Raw genomic sequence first — 18928 nt, forward strand, 5'->3', positions numbered from 1 at the left:
CTCATTCATTCAATGCAATTGCTATCAACGACTATTGTGACTTCACAAAATCTTCCCCTCACGAAGATTTACTTTATTCCAAACACAAAAAAACCTTGTCACTTTCGTGGCAAGGTTTTTTTATTAAAGAGTCGTTGCTTATTTAGCTGTGAAGCTTACTGGGCGACGTTCTTTACGAGGACCGCTACGCTTATCACCGCGTGCACTGTCATCTTTGTTAAAGCTGCGTTTTTTGTCACCTGATGGACGCTCAGAGCGTTCAGCACGTGGTTCAGCAGGACCTTGATCTTGTGTTAATGTTAAGCCCATTGGACGTTTACAAATAAACACTTTTTGGAAATGATCAAGTACATCTTTAGGCATGTTTTGCGGTAATTGAACCGTACTGTGATTGTCGTGTAAACGAATATCACCAATAAACTTGCTTGAGATGTCAGCTTCGTTAGCGATAGCGCCAACAATGTTCTTAACTTGAACACCATGTTCACGACCTACTTCGATACGGTAAGTATCCATAGGGCCTGCATCACGGCTATTACGTTCACGTGGTTTAGCATCACGGTCACGTGCAGGGCGTTCGCTGCGTTCGTTACGACGACCACGGTCACCACGATCATTACGCTCACGTGGGTTACGGTCATTACGTTCGCTACGCTCACGTTGTTGGATCTTAACTTCTTCAACCTTAATTGGTGATTGTTGCTGTGCTAAACACAGTAACGCACCTGCTAGGTCTTCAGGAGCAAGTTCAAGCTTTTGCGCCATATTAGCTGCTACTTCATTAAAGAAAGTAATATCTTTATTTTCAAGCGCAATAGCTAATTTAGCTTGTAACGCTTCGATACGTTTTTCTTCAACAACTTTTGCAGTTGGTAGTTCAACTTGCACAATATCTGAATTCGTATGACGAATGATATTTTTAAGTAAATAACGTTCGTTATGTTTTACGAAAAGAATCGCTTTACCAGTACGACCAGCACGACCTGTACGGCCAATACGGTGAACATAAGCTTCAGAATCTTGTGGGATATCGTAGTTGATAACAAGGCTTAAACGGTCAACATCTAGACCACGTGCTGCAACGTCTGTTGCGATAACAACGTTTAGCATGCCACTTTTTAAGCGTTCTACTGTGCGTTCACGTGCTTGCTGGTTCATGTCACCGTTAAGTGGAGCTGCAGAGAAACCTTCGCGCTCTAATAACTCAGCAAGTTGTACTGTATCGTTACGTGTACGTACGAAAACAATCGCGCCTTCATATTGTTCAGCTTCTAAAAAGCGAACAATCGCTTTATTCTTGTGTACGCTGGCATTCCAAAACACTTGCTCAACAGATGATACCGTTGAGTTACGCGCAGATATATGAACCTGTTCAGGGTTATTCATATATTTGCTGCTGATGTTTTGAATTTGCTTAGGCATGGTCGCAGAGAAAAGACATGTTTGCTTTTCGCGCGGCGTTTTTTCCATGATGTTTTCAACATCATCGATAAAGCCCATACGTAACATTTCATCGGCTTCATCAAGTACAAGAGCTTGTAAGCTGTCAAACTTGATAGTGCCACGGTTAATATGATCGATTAAGCGACCTGGAGTAGCGACAATAACTTGCGCGCCACGACGAAGTGCACTTAATTGGATACTGTAGCTCTGGCCACCATAAAGTGCCAATACTTCAATACCACGAACATGTTTAGCATATTGTTCGAATGCCTCAGCTACTTGGATCGCAAGCTCACGGGTTGGTGTGAGTACAAGGATCTGCGGCTGCTTCACAGACGGGTCAATATTATTAAGTAATGGCAGTGCAAATGCTGCGGTTTTACCTGTACCCGTTTGAGCTAGTCCCAGTACGTCCTTTCTTTCTAGCAATAACGGTATACATTGAGCTTGGATTTCAGATGGTGTCTTGTAACCCAACTCTTCAACTGCCTTCAAAATTGCAGGAGAAAGATTTAGAGATTCAAACGTGACTGGTTCTGACATTAATACGCCTCAACGAATTTAAAGAGGCGCGCATTGTATAGGATTTACGAGGCAAATGCTTGTATAAATTGAAACTAATTTGTATGTAGTTGATGTTGGTCATAATTTAATCAATTTGATTGTGGGTAAATCAAATTGATTAACAAATTTTATACAGAACTTATTGATAAAGTCCAAGATTTTCTTTAGCGTAAGCTTCAAACTCAGTGAAACCACCGATGTGTGCTTGGTCAATAAAGATTTGTGGCACGGTTGGGCAAGGCTTACCTGCTGATTGTTCTAAATCGGCTTTACTCACGCCTTCTTTAATAATATCAACATAACGGTATTTAAAATCATCACGTTCATTTGCTAGTTTTGCAGCAACATCTTTAGCACGCACACAATAAGGGCAGCCTTCACGGCCAAAAATTACAGTTAACATATCGCTCTCCTCGATTTTATTTACATTCATCTTAACTAATTGAGAAAAAATAAACAGCGTAAAAAAACGATTGATGAATTCTATTTTAATGATTACATACACCTTTAATCAGTATTAAAGGTGTATGTGGGGTGACTAATTAAAACTTAACACTAAAGCCAATTGAAGGGCGCATTTCAAAATCATCCTCGTTTTCTTTGATAATTAAATCATTAGTCGAGGTTACTTTCTGATAATCTAAATCAATGCTACTGGTGTTTGCTTGGCCGTAGGCGTTCATTAATTCTAAAATTAACACCCCGTCTAAGCCCCAAAAGTCGGTTTGACGTTCAAAACGAAGATCAAGCCGATGATAAACATCGAAACGCTCAGAAAATGGATCACCATATTGTGGTAAAAAACGTCCTTCGAATTCGGAATTTTCTGTGACGCCAACAATCGGGGTGTAAGCTTGGCCGCTGCGGGCAGTAAAGTTAAAGCCGCCTTGCCATTTTTCACTGATTTGGTAATTAAACACCATGTTGACAACTAAAGGGGTATCAGCGTAATAATCCCGAGTGATATTTTGGCGTTGGTCAATACGTTCACTTTTGGCATAACTAACTGCAAGCCAGCCATACCATTTATCAGTTTTATTTTTGTTTATTAATAGATCAACACCGTAAGCTCGCCCAGTTACATCATTACTGTAACGAATTGCTGCATCGGAATAATTGTTTAATGCCAACGGTAAATCGTCCATGGTTTTGTAATACCCTTCAATAGACCATGTCCATTCATCGGCAAGTTCTTGTGCAAAACCTAAACTGCTGTGTTTTGAGGTTTGCGAACGTAAATTCGGGTTGCCGTGTTCAGGCAATAGAGTGTCAATATCTTGCATGCGATTATAATGCCCGTATTTAGCATTGATGCTATTGTGATCATTAATAAAATAGCTAAGCGCAAGACGCGGCATCACAAAATCTTCATCAGTGTAATCATTGCTTTGATATTGCACGCCGACTTCGCTTTGCCATTGTTCGTTAATAACCCAAACATGGCTCACACCAACAAAGTACTTATCAAGGGCTAGCTTGTCTTTGCCCGTTATTCGCTCACCTTTGTTTAGATCGCAATCAGGATCGAGCTCGGTACAAAGATATTGAAAACTATCGTAACTGTAAGTACTGTCGTTATCAAAATAGGCGGCATCAAACACCAGTTGCTGGGCTTTAGTAACACGCCAATTTAATCGTCCTTTATAAGTGATTTGCTTTTGTTGTTCTTCATCAAAATAGCCATCACTTAGCGTGGCACGTTTAGCGTATTCCAATCGGCCAGAATGTTCGAGCGAACCAACGCCTAAGCGTAAATGAAAGTCTTTATTAAAGTGATCCCATAAAATACTTTGGCTGGTAAATTCACGAATAAAATCAGCATCGCCTTGATACTCAGGATTTTTTAGTGAAAGTTCAGCGCGTTGATTAAAGCCTGCTGCAACCGAGTCTTTTGCGCCTGTAAATGACACTGTTAGGGCGTTTTGATTGTTTATATCCCAGATCCATTTGCCTTGGTAATCATGATCATCTGGGGGGTCATTGATGGTGATACCACTGAGTTCACCATCGTCGTTTTCAAGCTCTTCACCTTTAGAGAAGAACAGTGGTAATGTACTTTTACGTGCTGATAAATAAAACGCGGTGTTCTGCGTGAGTTGCCCTTCAACAAAGACACCGGCATTAAACATTGTAAGATCAAGCGTGGTAGTAATCGGTTGATATTTAGGGTTACGCAGTGTTACGTCAAATACGGCACCGGTGGCGTTGCTGTAACTGGTGCCATAGCCGGCTGAGTAAAGTTGAAAATCTTGAATAATGTACTTGTTGAAAATAGAACTGCCGAAATCATGAAAAATATAGCCTGCAGGCATAAAATCCACTTCAAACAAATTATCATCGGGCGATGAGCCACGTACCGCCGGTTCACTCATTGAGCCGCCAGCGGCGACAACGCCTGGCAATGCAAATACTGCCCGCAATGGATCGCCCATAGCACCGGGCATAGTGATCAGTTTTTCAGTATTTTCGGTTATTTCACTGGTAATGCTACTGCGTTTATAAACGGTTTCAAGACGCTCTATTATTTCTTCATTAGCATCAACGTTGGCGTGCGTTAAAAATGGCAAACACAACGCCAGTGGCGTTAAACGGTAAAGTGATGGCAAGCAGGTGGCTAACATGATTCTTCCATGGTTATGAGTAAGTGTGACTGCGACCTATAGTAATGAGAAAATATATAAAAATACGTAGTAAACTGTACGAAAATGTAGGGAGGTGTTACAAGCTGTTACATTTAGTTTTGAGCTCTGATAGTAATACCTAATTGGCTTGAATAGCCCATTGAGCGTGCGGTTATTCGCAGTTGTTGATCAATTACATAGTAAGTAGGAAAGGCGCTGATTTTATAATTACTCTGGGTATTTTTATCGCCTAGTAAAATGGGCATTGTGAGTTTAAGTTCACTAACAAACTGCGCAACTGCTTGTTCATTTTTATAATCAAGTGCAATGCCAATGGCGTTGATATTAGAATCAACCAATGCCGCTTCTAGGTTTGGCATACTGTAACGACAGATTGTGCACCATGGCGCAAAAAAATAAACCACGGTGGTGTTACCTTTAAGCATCGCAATATCAATACGTTGTTCGCTGTCATTGAGCACAGGTAAATTAAAATATGGAGCAGGGCTGCTATCTGAGCTGAGTAAATTGCGTTGCTGATATGTAGTCACTACAAAAAACACCACAACTAACATAATTATATTGAGCAGCAAACTCGTTACTTTTTTCATATTGACCTCTAAAGCTAATTCCCCTTATTACTATTTAAAGACTTGAAAAGCAAACTTTGAGTCCTCACTTTATTGAGTAGGCAAAAAGAGATTTTGAAAAAAATAAAACTTTTTTCAAAAATAATCTTGAAAACAATTTCGCCGTCCATATATAGTTTAATGAGGACGCCTGATGGGTCCTAACTAAACAGAAGTAATTGAAATTTATATTATTAATTAAACTTTGCTTGCGCTTGTTCAACCGAAAAGCACATGCAAAATATCGCTTAAATATGAGGATATTATTATGCGTACAGTAGATTTATCACCACTTTATCGTTCATTCATTGGCTTCGATCATTTAGCATCTTTAATGGATGCGGCCGCTCGCACTGACAAGCAGCCAAGTTTTCCTCCGTATAACATCGAAGCACTCGATAAAGACAAATATCGCATTACTATGGCTGTTGCCGGTTTTAGTGATAATGAGCTGACGATAGAGTCAGAAAATAACACCTTAAAAGTTGCTGGCATTAAAGCCAATAAAGATGACAGCGCAGAGCGCAAATTTATTCATCAAGGCATTGCTGAGCGCAACTTTGAACGCAAATTCCAGCTAGGTGACCACGTTAAAGTACTCGGCGCTGATTTAGCCAATGGGCTACTTAGTATCGACTTGCAACGCGAGATCCCTGAAGCACTTAAACCACGTAAAATTGAAATTGGCAGTGGTAACTTGCTAGAAGGTAAATAACCATCCCTTTGACAGTGTTTTTCCCCTAATTTACTTGTTATTTTTAGTAGCCGCCTCAGTTGAGGCGGCTTTTTTTAGCTTTGCTCAAACATCGGTTCCGCTTAGCGCACCATTAATCGCAGATGATTAATGATGCTGTGTTCAGTTAGTATCTTTACTTTTTAATTTGGCTTGCATGTCTTTTAAGGCAGCAATTTTATCAATAGCAACTTGCAGCTGCCGTTGAGGGAGGCCTTTTTGACGGCCTTTTTCGAGCAAGCTTTCAAGGTTAGTTATTTTTTGTTGAGCAGCTATTACAAAGCGTTGCTCAAGCTGAGTTTGCTGCTGTTTATGAAAATCGAGGTAAGCTTGATGATCGGTTAAGTCGCCTTGAAACTGACTCGCACTGATTGGATTTTTTGCGATGACAGGCAAGTAACTCGGTGTAGTAATGGGCGGCAGTTGTTGACTGGCATCAGTATTTTTTAATGAGGTGTGACTATCAATCGCCGCTTCAGCAGTCATATCTGGATTAATAGCTGTCGGTGCCGACGCATTATTTATTTGTGGCGCGGGCGTTACTGGCGTTAAATCATCAGCAGCGCGGATGGGAGCTATTTCGCGTTTTCGCTCTGTTGTTAAATTTATTACTAAAAAACCTAAACAAGCGACGCCTGTAATTATGTAGATAGCTTTTTTATTCATAGTTTTACAGCATTTTGTTGTTGCCAAGCCAGCCAATTTTGCTGATAGCGTTGCTGCGCTTTTTGTATTGCGATGGCTTTTTTAGCTTGATAGCGAACAGTTTCGTCAGTAGCGCTAAAGTAGTTATACTGATGGTTATCACTAATTATGACGACCCATAGACCTTCAGGTGAGCGCATCACCGCAGATAATTCTTCTGCTTTTAGCGTATAAGCCAGTTGCACAGCCCAATTACTTTTATTTTTGCGAGTTAGTTTATTGTGATACTTAGCATAAATGTCGTTTTGCTGTGATATATATAATGCATCTGTAAAAGAGCTTGCTTGTACTGTACTTCTAAAGCGAACCGCTTGGTCTCGCTCAGTAAACGCAGCGCCGTAAGCTGTCACTTCACTAAGGTATTTAAAGCGCGCTTTATTTGCCTGATAATAATATTTTATTTCTTTATCGGATATTTGTTGTTCAAGACTGTCTAGTATTGGGCTTTGAACGTGCATCATGTCTTTAATACCTAGCCAACTTTGAATCGAAGGCCTTAAAATATCGCCTTTTGCTAGTTCTTCTAGGTGCGCGATACTGATCCCTTGCTTTAAAAGTAATGGCGTTGCTTTTAAAAGCAACGCCTCAAATAGTTGCTTTTTTATTACTTCAGTTTTGAATAAGTCACTTTCACCTTGGTGCAGTCGAAAGCGTACTTGCATAGATAAAGGGGCTATAAACTCATAAAGATTGACGGCGGTTGTAAAGAGCCCTCTGAGCTCGGTGCGCTGCATTTTATTGATTTGTTCAGCGTTGTATTGGCCATCAGCAGGGTAGCTAGGCAATACTTTGAGCAGCCACTGGGCATTATATTGTGTGAGATTACCTCCTTTAACATAGGATGTTGATAAATTTAGTTGCGTGTCAAATATGTTCATCAAATAGCGCTCAACATGGTACTGCGTGCTAAAGCCTACCGCAGATTGACGTTCAAGCAGCTCAGGCATATGTTGTTCTGCTTGATATAATAAAAATTGATTTTCAAACATATGTTTACGAACGTCTTTGCGACTAATGTTGGCATTGTGTTGTTGATAAACTTGCTGCATTAAACGCACTTCAGCATCGTTATATTGGTTAAATGATGCCATTGTTAGGCTGCTATAAAGCAGTCCTAATAATAACAAAATACAACTGCTCAGCGCTTTCATTGGCGCACGACCATGGCATGATTAAGTAGGTGCACAACCATGGCAATCGCATGTGGGATCACTTGTTTTGCCGTATTTAAGCGGTCGTAATGGTCTTGTGAATTAAGCACAATACCGCCTTGAGCATAAGAAAAAGCGCCACCTTGTGTCAGTAAAGGGCGTACGTCTTGACTGTTTATATCCAGTGCTGAAAATGTTTGCATGGCTTGTGTAATAAGGGCAGAGTCATTGAGTTGTTCCTGATCATAGTAGTCTTTTACCCAGCTTTCCCAGCTTGAATGATTGAGATCAGATGTGGTCCAAGTATGGTGTGGTTGTAGTAAATCAGTTGTATGGAAAACAAAACCTAACACTTGTGGGTTGCCACTTTGCAAATAGCTTTGATACCAGTATTGACCTAAATTATCAATTGGCTGAAAAGGCATTTCTTCAAAGTCATCGTACATGTTGTAATTTGATTGGCTGTCAATTCGGTAATTAGCTTCAGTAATACCATAGCTGTTGTACTTTGATGAATCGGCATTAAACCAGCCTGTTTCACCGCCTTGACCGTCATCAAGGTAGTCACCTTTTAACCAACTTGAAGCCAAGTTATCAACGGTGCCCCATACCGTCAGTTTTTGGTAATTGTAGCCACCAAAGTCGTTACCGTGTTGATCAGCCCCTTGGGTATGGTTTTGGAAATGCCAATAGCTGGTATATTTAACAATACTCTCTGCTGCTCCCCATATTGGTGCTTGAACACATGACCCCGTTACAGCACCACAAAAGAAGGTGTCTTCAAAGTCATCCACATCATAGGCTGCTTGGCCTAGTACTTCGGCTAACTGGGTTACCGTCATATTATTTTGTTGAGCGTATTGGCTTAATGCCGAAAACTGTGTGCTGCTTGGGTGCTGCTGCATGTAGTTCACTGCATCGATGACGATACGTTTATGTGTTTCTTGGCTAAATGCCTGTGCTTGGCTTGTACTGATCAGTAATAATGCCGTTAAAAACTGTTTTTTCATCGTGTTCTCATAGTGTTGTGGAGTAATTTCTAATATTAGAAAGTAGGGTGATTACACTATAATTACAAATTAATTAAACATTTAATTAACAATATTACCTAATATGATACTTCTGTTAGAGTTTTTCTATATTATTTAGGCACCATTGCGCTCGCTCTAAAATAGCGTGCTGTTGTGATGTATCTTGTTTTTGCCAATTTTTATAGACCATGCCAATACGTGGGTTACGAGCTAAGCGGGCTTCATGGGTGTGCATAAATTGCCAATATAAACTATTAAAAGGGCAAGCCGTGTCGTCACTTTTTTGTTTTACGTTATAGTGGCAGCTGGTGCAGTAATCACTCATTTTGTTTATGTAGTTACCGCTTGCGGCATACGGTTTTGTAGCGATTAGGCCGCCATCTGCAAATTGACTCATACCACGGGTGTTAGGCATTTCTACCCATTCAATGGCATCGATGTAAATGCCCAAATACCAGCTATCAACTTCATTTGGATCAATACCGGTTAATAAGCAAAAGTTTCCGGTGATCATTAAGCGTTGAATATGATGCGCGTAGGCGGTCTCTAAGCTCTGCGTGATTGCCTGTTTCATACAGTTCATTTTTGTTTTGCCACTCCAAAATAATCTGGTAACAGACGAGCAGCCTCAAGTTCATTTTTACTCGCGTAATCAGGCATATTTTGCCAATAAATACCTCTTACATATTCTCGCCAACCTAAAATTTGCCTAATAAACCCCTCAACTTGGGCAAGCGTGATCTGTTCTTGGCGTGCCGCAAACTCAGCCAGTACTTGCTTAATAACTTGCATTGGGTGCAGCATTTTTGTATTAAGTGCAAACGCGATACGACTATGATACAAGCTCCATTTGTATGAGCTCTGACAGGTCATCGCGTCTTGAAATTTTCCGAAACAGGGGAGTAGATGAGTGCAAAAGTAATCGAGTAATTGTTTTGCTTGAGCACGACTGGTTGGCCATAATAAAGTTGCTGAACAATGGCCAAGGGTATTTACCTGGTGTTTTTTTATGCGCTGTAAAATAGCTTCAATATTATTGGTAAATATTTTTGGTTCAGGGATAGCAGCTAAATCAGTTTTTTTTAATTTGTTACGATTGTCTTGGTCAAAGTTCCATTGCCCGCCTAGTGGAGCATTATCTTGCATCAATATGTCAAAGCGCTTGCGCATCATGCGATAAAAAATTCCATTTTCACATGCTTATCTTTTTTAAAATGGTCGCTGATATCAGCAAAAGGTAATAAAAAATGTTCGCTGTCTGTGGCACTAACATTAAAGTCACTGCTGTTTGCAAACTCTTGCAGTTGAGTTTTTAATCTATACTCATCAGGATACTGATATTGGATTTGTTGACACTGATATTGCTTCGCCAAGCGTGTTAGTAATGAGGTAATGCATGCGTCATCGTGGGTATCATCGAGTGTTAAATGAAGCACATTTAATTGTGCTTGTTTGAGCGCAGTCGCAAAGTTCTCCATTGCCGCAAAAAACGCCGCTACCTTTTGTATATGGTGTTTTACATAATCTGTTTCTTGTTTTAATTCAGCAATGACATAAAGGTATTGTGTTTGATCCTCTTCTTTATACCAACTGTGATTGGCATTAAGTTGGTCGCCAAAAATAAATCTCAGAGTTTTATAGATCATTAATTTTGCTCAAAATTGTTTTATACGAATTAAATTGTCGATTAGATCGCATTTATTAATACTGATAGTCGTGGTATAGGTATTAATACGTAAACAAAGGAGTGTCGCCTTATGAATCAATATCAGTATGCTATTTGCAAATTTAAAATTGTTTTACCTTGTCTCATTGCACTTTGCCATGTTAGTTCTTTGCATGCCACAGTCTATCAGTGTGAAAAAAGGCGTCGTGGAATTTAGTCAATTTCCATGTGGTGATGATGCGAAACTAATCTCTGTAAAAGAGCAAAACCCAAGCTTATCTAGTCAGATTGTTGCTAATGAAAATATTGATACCTCGGGCGTTGATAGTTATATTCGGACTCGGCAAATTGATGCTGATATTCAACAGCATCAAGATAAAATTGATAGCTTAAGCGAGAAAATGAATCAGCAAATTGCCGCCTTAGGTGAGCAATCAGATGCGCAGTTAAATAATTTATCTGGTGCAAAAAAAGAAACTGCAATAGCTAATCAAATGACCAGTATTTCAGAGCGCTATAACGTTTTAATTGCACGTGAACAGCGGGATATTGATCGACTCTTAAAAGAAAAACACGCTTTGCCTGCGTCGAAAAACACGTCTGAAATTGACCAACAATCAACCCAGAGCAAAGGTATTGATTCGTTCATTCGGTCACAAGAAATCAAACGAGATGTTGAACAGCGACAATCAAAAATAGATACTTACCAAGCTCAAATGGATCGCCAAATAGCAGCCCTCGAAGCTCAGGCTAAAGAGCAACCGAATAACTTAACTGATGCGACTTTTGATAACTCCTTATCTAGAAAAATGAGTGCGTTAACATCAAAATATGCAACTTTAATCGATGTTGAACAGCACCAAATAGATCGTCTTCTACAAGAGTTAGCCAGTATAGAATAATGCATGTAGGTTATTTGCTATGAATTCACTTGCTGCTGCACGGACTTGTTAATTGCAACAATATTACTGGTATTAAATAAATAGCTTTTCACTATGCTGTTAAACATCATGAGTGCATAACGCCACGCTTGTTCTAGGTTTAGCGTAAATTCTCGGCCCAAATGAATTTTTAGCGCAGCTATAAAAGCATCACATAATAAATCAACATCCAGACAAGTGAGGCCAGATTTACTTAGGTTGTTGGCATGATAATGAATAAAAGGTAATACAGACAATAAGCGATCTAAGTGGGTAATAGTGCGTTCCAATGAGCAATACAACAAATAACTTTTTTCACTTATTTCATCACTGCTAGGCCATTGCATTGTCAATGCATGACGTTTTAATTGCATATGAAAGGTAACAGTAAAACAGTGAAAGTTGGGTTTTATTATTGCGATACTTCGTAATAACATTTTTTGATGATGAGCAGAAATACTCATAATAAGCCCTCTCTAAATAGCCTTAAATATGCAGATTGCCATTAAAAACTTAGTATAGACGCTGTGTAGGAAAGAGTGAGTAAATCGATGGAAATTGCGCAATAGCGTGCTTTATTAATGCCAATAAGGCTAGGGCCTTTATGTTGGTTTTTAAAAATCGCACTTGGTGTTCCGTTATAGCGAATTCTTCTGACCTATAATTTTGTACTTTATAGTCTAGTCATTCTTTACCAGTTTTTGGTTGCTAATTACGCCAAGCCTCTTTATAATAGCCGCCATTGTCTAGCTCACTTAATTAGCTGCTAGGCAGGTATCAGGTATTTTGATACCAGTTGGCGCGGGATGGAGCAGCCTGGTAGCTCGTCGGGCTCATAACCCGAAGGTCGTCGGTTCAAATCCGGCTCCCGCAACCAAGTTTTTAGATAAATTATTAGTTTAATTAATATTTCTAAATTCTTGAAGCCATGCTTTTGAGTAGCGATTTTAGTTACTGATTTGAAGTCGCGCATTCTATGTAATGCGCGTTTTGCGTTTAAGCCTTTGGGTTTAATTTAGATGGTGTTAGCTATCCGCAACCAAGCTTGGCCCATGGCCACACAGTTTTATGCTTTAGGTGTGACGCCCCGCTTGGTTCGGGGCGTTGTTGTATCTGCACCTCTTGATTTTAAATCAAGGTAAAAGCTAAGTATTTTAGGGCTATAAGCCCTTTTTTTGTTTGTATGGAGAATTTTCGTGACAAAACTTGAGCAAGATTTATTAACCATGCTTTCACCGTCAGTTGAAATGTTAGGCTTTGAATTACATGGTCTAGAGTTTGTGCAAGCGGGTCGCCATTCTACGCTTAGGGTCTATATCGATCACGAAGCGGGGATCTCGGTTGATAATTGTGCTGATGCAAGTCGTCAAATAAGCGCAATTTTAGATGTCGAAGACCCGATTACAAATGAATATGATTTGGAAGTATCGTCTCCTGGTGTTGATCGTCTATTATTCAAACAAGATCACTACGAGAAGGCACAAGGAGAGGAAGTACGCGTGCGTACTAAGCTTCCACAAGATGGTCGCCGTAATTTTAAAGGCGATCTAATAGCAGTTAGCAGTGATATGATCACACTTTCATATGACGGTACTGAGCAGTTAATTATGCTCAGCAACATTGAACGTGCGAACATCATCGCAAAGTTTTAATCCGAGTGCGAAGGAATAGGGCAAGCGAGGCATAACCCATGGCAAAAGAGATATTATTGGTTGCTGAAGCCGTTTCCAATGAGAAAGCGGTTCCAAAAGAAAAGATTTTCGAAGCGTTAGAGTTCGCATTAGCGACTGCGACTAAGAAAAAACATACTGGTGAAATTGAAGTACGCGTTGCAATTGACCGTAAAACAGGTGACTACGACACTTACCGTCGTTGGCAGATTGCTGCAGTACTTGAAGATGGCTCACTGGAAAACCCTTACAGCGAAATCACGTTAGAAGCGGCTCAGGTTGATGACCCAGATCTTAAGATTGGTGATTTCATCGAAGAGCAAATCGAGTCAATTAAATTTGACCGTATTACTACACAAATGGCGAAACAAGTAATCGTACAAAAAGTACGTGAAGCTGAGCGCGCACTTGTTGTAGAAGCTTATAAAGATCAACAAGGCGAGTTAGTAACAGGTGTTGTGAAAAAAGCAACGCGTGACGCAATCGTATTAGATTTAGGTAACAATGCTGAAGCGGTTATTTACCGTGATGACATGTTACCACGTGAAAACTTCCGTCCAGGCGATCGCATCCGTGGTTTACTTTATGAAGTAAAACCTGATGCTCGTGGTGCACAGTTATTTGTAACACGCTCTAAGCCAGAAATGCTGATGGAATTATTCCGCATTGAGGTGCCAGAAATTGGCGAAGAGATGATTGAACTACGTGCAGCGGCACGTGATCCAGGTTCACGTGCTAAAATCGCCGTTAAATCTAACGATAAACGTATCGATCCGATTGGTGCGTGTGTTGGTATGCGTGGCGCACGTGTACAAGCAGTATCGACTGAACTTGGTGGTGAGCGTGTTGATATCGTACTTTACGATGACAACCCAGCCCAGTTCGTTATTAATGCAATGTCACCTGCTGAAGTTGCTTCAATTGTAATGGATGAAGACACCCATTCAATGGATATCGCTGTTGAAGCTGATAACCTAGCACAAGCAATTGGTCGTAATGGTCAAAACGTACGTCTTGCTAGCCAGTTAACTGGTTGGGAACTAAACGTAATGACAGTTGAAGAAATGCGCGCTAAGAACGAAGCGGAATCTGATAAGTTAATCAACTTATTCACTGAAAACTTAGACATCGATGAAGACTTTGCAACATTACTTATCAACGAAGGTTTCTCAACCCTTGAAGAAGTTGCCTATGTACCTGCGTCTGAGTTTTTAGAAATTGATGGCTTAGATGAAGATACTGTTGATTTGTTACGCTCACGTGCAAAAGATGCATTAACGACTAAAGCACTTAAAACAGAAGAAAGCCTTGATGGTGCAGAGCCTGCTGAAGACTTATTAGCACTAGAAGGGTTAGAGCGTCACCTTGCGTTTGTTATGGCAAGCAAAGGGGTTGTTACGCTAGAAGACTTAGCAGAGCAAGGTATTGATGAATTAGTCGATATTACAGAGCTTTCTCCAGAGAAAGCGGGTGAGCTAATTATGGCTGCGCGCAACATTTGTTGGTTCGCAGACGAGTAAGTTATTAACGGAGGTATTAGAGACTATGGCAGAAGTAAATGTTGAAAAACTAGCTGGGGATATTGGTACAACTGTTGATAAATTGCTTCAACAATTATCGCAAGCCGGTATCACTAAGCAAGCGGGTGATAATGTAACTGAAGCTGAAAAAGCAAAGTTACTTGATCATTTAAGCAAGCAGCACGGCGGCACAGGCTCAGATGGCCCAGCACGTATGACATTGCAACGTAAGAGCAAAAGCACATTAAGTGTGACGGGTTCTACAGGTCAAGCAAAGTCAGTTCAAGTTGAAGTACGTAAAACACGTACTTACGTGAAGAAAAGCGCGGTTGAGCAAGAGCAAGAGCAAGCGCGTATAGCAGCAGAAGAAGCCGCTCGTCGTGAACTTGAGCAACAAGCTGCAAAAGAAGCAGCTGAGCTTAAAGCAAAACAAGACGCAGAGCGCAAAGCCAAAGAAGAGGCTGACCGTAAAGTGAAAGAAGAAGCTAAACGTAAAGCAGATGCTGAACGTGTAGCAAAACAGAAGCAGATGACCCCAGAACAAACCGCGAAGTCTGAAAAAGATCGCGTTGAAGCTGAGCGTCTGCAAAGAGAAGCAGAAGAGGCCGCATTGAAGAAAGCTGAAGAAGAAGCGAAACGTCAAGCAGAAGAGGCAAGAAAGCTAGCAGAAGAAAATTCAGCTCGCTGGAAGAAAGAAGAAGAAGAACGTAAGAAGCGCGAAGAAACCGCTGATCACCACCTTACGACTTCTACTTACGCACGTGAAGCAGAAGATGTTGCTGATGCGCGTGATGAGCAAGGCACACGCCGTGCTAAGAAAAAGAAAAAAGCCCCAGCGAAGGAGAAATTTGTTCCTTCAAGAGGCAAGAAAAGCAAGCTAAAAGCACCAGCTTCATTACAACATGGCTTCCAAAAGCCAACGGTTGACGTGAAAAACGAAGTGCGTATTAGCGAAACAATTACAGTTGCTGAGCTTGCATCACGCATGGCCGTTAAGGGCGCTGAAGTTGTAAAAACAATGATGAAAATGGGTGACATGGTTACCATTAACCAAGTGATCGACCAAGAAGCTGCACAGTTAGTTGCAGAAGAAATGGGCCACAAAGTTATCATTGTTAAAGAAAACGAATTAGAGCAAACAGTACTAAATGACCGTCATGAAGATGGTAAATCTGAGCCACGTGCGCCAGTAGTAACTGTAATGGGTCACGTTGACCATGGTAAAACGTCAACGCTTGATTATATTCGTTCAGCAAAAGTGGCCTCTGGCGAAGCCGGTGGTATCACACAGCATATCGGTGCTTATCATGTTGACGTAAATGGTAACATGATCACTTTCTTGGATACTCCTGGTCACGCGGCGTTTACGTCAATGCGTGCTCGTGGTGCTAAAGCAACAGATATCGTAATCCTAGTGGTTGCAGCAGATGATGGTGTAATGCCACAAACTAAAGAAGCGGTTCAGCATGCGCGTGCAGCTGGTGTTCCTTTAATTATCGCTGTTAACAAAATGGATAAAGAAGGCGTAGACCCAGATCGCGTTAAGAATGAGCTTGCTCAACTAGACGTTATTCCTGAAGAGTGGGGCGGTGATACACAGTATGTGCATATTTCTGCTAAAACTGGTTTAGGTATTGATGACCTTCTTGAAGCGGTATTAAACCAATCTGAGTTGTTAGAACTTACTGCTCCAACTGTGGGTATGGCTGCTGGTGTTGTTATTGAATCTCGTCTTGATAAAGGCCGTGGTCCAGTTGCTTCTATCCTTGTACAATCTGGTACGCTTAACCAAGGTGACATTGTATTATGTGGTCTTGAGTATGGTCGTGTTCGTGCAATGCGCGATGAAAACGGTAAAGACATCAAGTCTGCAGGTCCTTCAATCCCAGTTGAGATTTTAGGTCTATCTGGTATTCCAGCAGCGGGCGACGAAGCAACTGTAGTTAAAGACGAGCGTAAAGCCCGTGAAGTTGCACTTTACCGTCAAGGTAAATTCCGTGATGTTAAACTAGCACGTCAGCAAAAAGCGAAGCTTGAAAACATGTTTACTAACATGACTGAAGGCAATGTATCTGAAGTTAATGTGGTACTTAAAGCAGACGTTCAAGGTTCAATCGAAGCAATCTCTGATTCATTGACTAAACTGTCAACAGATGAAGTTAAAGTGAAGATTGTAGGCTCAGGCGTAGGTGGTATCACTGAAACTGACGCAACCCTTGCTGCAGCATCTAATGCAATCGTGGTTGGCTTTAACGTTCGTGCTGATGCATCGGCACGTAAAGTAATTGAGTCTGAGAACTTAGACTTACGTTACTACAGCGTTATCTATAGCTTGATTGACGAAGTGAAGCAAGCTATGTCTGGTATGTTAGCACCAGAGTTCAAGCAAGAGATCATTGGTCTAGCTGAAGTTCGTGACGTGTTCAAGTCACCTAAAATTGGCGCTATCGCTGGTTGTATGGTTACTGAAGGTGTTATTAAACGTAGCGCACCAATTCGTGTACTTCGTGATAACGTGGTTATCTACGAGGGTGAGCTTGAGTCACTTCGTCGCTTTAAAGACGATGTTGCTGATGTTCGTAACGGCATGGAATGTGGTATCGGCGTTAAGAACTATAACGACGTTCGCGTTGGTGACCAAATCGAAGTATTCGAAACAGTTGAAGTACAACGTACACTTTAATTGTTCGTAAGCTAAGATAATAAATGGGGGCTCAGCCCCCATTTGTGTATCCATTATTTAAATAACTTATTTATATTTCTCAATGAGTTATAATTTTTAGAGTAGAGTCTAATGAGAGAGTTTTCTCGTACTGATCGTGTTGCTCAGCAAATTCAAAAAGAAATTGCTGTTATTTTGCAACGTGAAATTAAAGATCCACGTTTAGGTATGGTTACAGTATCTGCTGTAGAAGTATCACGTGATTTATCTTATGCAAAAATCTTTATTACTGTGTTTAACACCCAAGATGAAGATGCTGCAAAGCAAAGTGCTAAAGTATTAAATGAAGCGACCGGTTATATTCGCTCACTACTTGGCAAACGCATTCGTGCCCGTATTATGCCAGAGCTTAAGTTTGTGGTTGATAATTCACTGATGGAAGGCATGCGTATTTCAAACCTTGTTGATTCTATTATTCGTGAAGATAAAGCAAAGCATGTAGATGACGAAGTTGATAGCGTAGATGATGCAGAGCATATCGACGAAACAGACAGCGAAGAAGGCACTAATACAGATGGCAAAGCGCAGTAAAGGCCGTCCAGTTGACGGTATTTTGTTGTTAAACAAACCAATAGGCATTTCATCAAATAAAGCGCTACAGCAAGCTAAAAGTGTGTATTTTGCACAAAAAGCGGGGCACACCGGTGCCCTTGATCCGCTTGCAACGGGTATGCTGCCTATCTGTTTTGGTGAAGCGACTAAATTTACTCAGTTTTTACTCGATACTGACAAAACCTATGTAGTTCGCGCTAAATTAGGTGAACGTACGACAACATCAGATTCTGATGGTGAAATTGTCAGTACTAAAGATGTCAATGTGACGGCTGAGCAACTTAGCGAAGAAATTGCTAAGTTTTTAGGTGAGTCAGATCAATACCCGTCAATGTATTCAGCGTTAAAATATGAAGGCCGACCTTTATATAAATATGCGCGTGAAGGCATTGAAGTACCTCGCAAGTGCAGAAAAATCAACGTATTTAGTTTAACACTAGATGAGTTCGATGAAGCTAATAACGAAGTGCAAATGACCGCCCATGTTTCAAAAGGTACTTATATTCGTACTATCGTCGATGACTTAGGCGAAAACCTGGGTTGTGGCGCGCATGTGATCATGTTGCATCGCAGTGCGGTAGGGCATTACCCTGCTGACAAAATGGTGTCACTTGAGCAGTTAGAAGCGTTATTAGTAAAAGCGAAACAAGAAGAGCTTACGCCTTCTACTTATCTTGATGAACTATTACTGCCAATGGACACCGCATTAGTTGGTCTACCTGTGGTTGAGCTCAGTAAAGAGCAAGGTAGTTCTTTTAGCCATGGTCAGGCGGTTGTACTTGATATTGAACTGCCAGAAGGGGCAATTAAAGTGCTCGCTGATGGTGTGTTTATTGGCACTGGTGAACGTAATCCTGATGGCCATTTAAAGTCAAAACGTGGCTTATCAAATCAGCAAGAAACAACAGCGTAAAGTTTAGCTTGTAGTTATTGCCGTAGCTGGTAGAATACGCCCGCTAATCGTTTTGGCTGAATTAGTGATCGGCTAAGACACCTTTTAA

The 18928-nt window shown here is 40.8% G+C and carries 15 protein-coding genes, 1 tRNA gene and 1 pseudogene; 8 read left to right on the plus strand and 9 right to left on the minus strand.

Annotated elements, in window-relative coordinates:
- Window positions 1-138: 138 nt before the first annotated feature.
- The 4 genes from P4S61_RS15195 to P4S61_RS15210 form a co-directional block, all read right to left on the minus strand.
- Window positions 139-1986, minus strand: coding sequence for a DEAD/DEAH box helicase (locus P4S61_RS15195; RefSeq protein WP_145240410.1), 1848 nt, complete (start codon window positions 1984-1986; stop codon window positions 139-141).
- A gap of 160 nt (window positions 1987-2146) precedes the next feature.
- Complete coding sequence (locus P4S61_RS15200) at window positions 2147-2410, minus strand: GrxA family glutaredoxin (protein ID WP_145240412.1); 264 nt, start codon at window positions 2408-2410, stop codon at window positions 2147-2149.
- A gap of 139 nt (window positions 2411-2549) precedes the next feature.
- Complete coding sequence (locus P4S61_RS15205; RefSeq protein WP_337118577.1) at window positions 2550-4628, minus strand: TonB-dependent receptor plug domain-containing protein; 2079 nt, start codon at window positions 4626-4628, stop codon at window positions 2550-2552.
- A gap of 113 nt (window positions 4629-4741) precedes the next feature.
- Window positions 4742-5239, minus strand: a complete 498-nt coding sequence (locus P4S61_RS15210) for a TlpA family protein disulfide reductase (protein ID WP_145240416.1) — start codon at window positions 5237-5239, stop codon at window positions 4742-4744.
- Between the two features lie 286 nt (window positions 5240-5525).
- Here P4S61_RS15210 and P4S61_RS15215 point away from each other — a divergent pair, with 286 nt between their 5' ends.
- Window positions 5526-5972, plus strand: coding sequence for an Hsp20 family protein (locus P4S61_RS15215; RefSeq protein ID WP_145240418.1), 447 nt, complete (start codon window positions 5526-5528; stop codon window positions 5970-5972).
- A gap of 141 nt (window positions 5973-6113) precedes the next feature.
- On the opposite strand, the gene P4S61_RS15220 is transcribed toward P4S61_RS15215, so the two are convergent.
- From P4S61_RS15220 to P4S61_RS15235, 4 genes and pseudogenes are all read right to left on the minus strand, one after another.
- Window positions 6114-6656 (minus strand): hypothetical protein, encoded by a 543-nt coding sequence (locus P4S61_RS15220; protein WP_145240420.1) that lies wholly within the window; start codon window positions 6654-6656, stop codon window positions 6114-6116.
- A complete protein-coding gene (locus P4S61_RS15225) occupies window positions 6653-7786 on the minus strand; it encodes a peptidyl-prolyl cis-trans isomerase (RefSeq protein WP_259399571.1) in 1134 nt (377 codons plus the stop codon). The genes P4S61_RS15220 and P4S61_RS15225 overlap by 4 nt, the downstream gene beginning before the upstream one ends.
- Window positions 7787-7842: 56 nt before the next feature.
- On the minus strand, window positions 7843-8856 hold the full coding sequence (locus P4S61_RS15230; RefSeq protein WP_145240424.1) for a phospholipase: 1014 nt from the start codon (window positions 8854-8856) through the stop codon (window positions 7843-7845).
- Window positions 8857-8971: 115 nt separating this feature from the next.
- A pseudogene (locus tag P4S61_RS15235) lies at window positions 8972-10523 on the minus strand (cryptochrome/photolyase family protein).
- Window positions 10524-10716: 193 nt separating this feature from the next.
- On the opposite strand from P4S61_RS15235, the gene P4S61_RS15240 reads away from it, so the two are divergent.
- Window positions 10717-11445 carry a hypothetical protein gene (locus P4S61_RS15240; protein WP_337118578.1) on the plus strand — a complete coding sequence of 243 codons (729 nt, stop codon included), beginning with the start codon at window positions 10717-10719 and terminating at the stop codon, window positions 11443-11445.
- 17 nt (window positions 11446-11462) lie between these two features.
- On the opposite strand, the gene P4S61_RS15245 is transcribed toward P4S61_RS15240, so the two are convergent.
- Entirely contained in the window at window positions 11463-11927 is a 465-nt protein-coding gene (locus P4S61_RS15245; protein WP_337118579.1) for a globin, read from the minus strand.
- A 336-nt stretch (window positions 11928-12263) separates the two neighbouring features.
- On the opposite strand from P4S61_RS15245, the gene P4S61_RS15250 reads away from it, so the two are divergent.
- The 6 genes from P4S61_RS15250 (at window position 12264) to truB (ending at window position 18840) form a co-directional block, all read left to right on the plus strand.
- Window positions 12264-12340: transfer RNA gene (locus P4S61_RS15250), tRNA-Met, on the plus strand.
- Window positions 12341-12659: 319 nt separating this feature from the next.
- Window positions 12660-13115, plus strand: coding sequence for a ribosome maturation factor RimP (gene rimP, locus P4S61_RS15255; RefSeq protein ID WP_145240432.1), 456 nt, complete (start codon window positions 12660-12662; stop codon window positions 13113-13115).
- A 38-nt stretch (window positions 13116-13153) separates the two neighbouring features.
- Window positions 13154-14653 (plus strand): transcription termination factor NusA, encoded by a 1500-nt coding sequence (gene nusA, locus P4S61_RS15260; protein ID WP_145240434.1) that lies wholly within the window; start codon window positions 13154-13156, stop codon window positions 14651-14653.
- A gap of 25 nt (window positions 14654-14678) precedes the next feature.
- Window positions 14679-17336, plus strand: a complete 2658-nt coding sequence (infB, locus tag P4S61_RS15265) for a translation initiation factor IF-2 (RefSeq protein WP_182731377.1) — start codon at window positions 14679-14681, stop codon at window positions 17334-17336.
- A 111-nt stretch (window positions 17337-17447) separates the two neighbouring features.
- A complete protein-coding gene (gene rbfA / locus P4S61_RS15270) occupies window positions 17448-17906 on the plus strand; it encodes a 30S ribosome-binding factor RbfA (protein WP_145240438.1) in 459 nt (152 codons plus the stop codon).
- Window positions 17890-18840: a tRNA pseudouridine(55) synthase TruB gene (gene truB, locus P4S61_RS15275; RefSeq protein ID WP_145240440.1), complete on the plus strand. Its 951-nt coding sequence runs from the start codon at window positions 17890-17892 to the stop codon at window positions 18838-18840. Before rbfA ends, truB begins: the two co-directional genes overlap by 17 nt.
- Window positions 18841-18928: the final 88 nt, after the last annotated feature.

It is taken from the genome of Pseudoalteromonas sp. B160 (assembly GCF_037162485.1).
GTDB lineage: Bacteria > Pseudomonadota > Gammaproteobacteria > Enterobacterales > Alteromonadaceae > Pseudoalteromonas > Pseudoalteromonas rhizosphaerae.

Coding starts and splice junctions, on each gene's coding strand:
- P4S61_RS15210 (WP_145240416.1), bottom strand. CDS start 5,239: ATGAAAAAAGTAACGAGTTTGCTGCTCAATATAATTATGTTAGTTGTG.
- P4S61_RS15230 (WP_145240424.1), bottom strand. CDS start 8,856: ATGAAAAAACAGTTTTTAACGGCATTATTACTGATCAGTACAAGCCAA.
- P4S61_RS15205 (WP_337118577.1), bottom strand. CDS start 4,628: ATGTTAGCCACCTGCTTGCCATCACTTTACCGTTTAACGCCACTGGCG.
- infB (WP_182731377.1), top strand. CDS start 14,679: ATGGCAGAAGTAAATGTTGAAAAACTAGCTGGGGATATTGGTACAACT.
- P4S61_RS15240 (WP_337118578.1), top strand. CDS start 10,717: ATGCCACAGTCTATCAGTGTGAAAAAAGGCGTCGTGGAATTTAGTCAA.
- P4S61_RS15245 (WP_337118579.1), bottom strand. CDS start 11,927: ATGAGTATTTCTGCTCATCATCAAAAAATGTTATTACGAAGTATCGCA.
- rbfA (WP_145240438.1), top strand. CDS start 17,448: ATGAGAGAGTTTTCTCGTACTGATCGTGTTGCTCAGCAAATTCAAAAA.
- P4S61_RS15225 (WP_259399571.1), bottom strand. CDS start 7,786: ATGGCATCATTTAACCAATATAACGATGCTGAAGTGCGTTTAATGCAG.
- P4S61_RS15215 (WP_145240418.1), top strand. CDS start 5,526: ATGCGTACAGTAGATTTATCACCACTTTATCGTTCATTCATTGGCTTC.
- truB (WP_145240440.1), top strand. CDS start 17,890: ATGGCAAAGCGCAGTAAAGGCCGTCCAGTTGACGGTATTTTGTTGTTA.
- nusA (WP_145240434.1), top strand. CDS start 13,154: ATGGCAAAAGAGATATTATTGGTTGCTGAAGCCGTTTCCAATGAGAAA.
- P4S61_RS15195 (WP_145240410.1), bottom strand. CDS start 1,986: ATGTCAGAACCAGTCACGTTTGAATCTCTAAATCTTTCTCCTGCAATT.
- P4S61_RS15220 (WP_145240420.1), bottom strand. CDS start 6,656: ATGAATAAAAAAGCTATCTACATAATTACAGGCGTCGCTTGTTTAGGT.
- P4S61_RS15200 (WP_145240412.1), bottom strand. CDS start 2,410: ATGTTAACTGTAATTTTTGGCCGTGAAGGCTGCCCTTATTGTGTGCGT.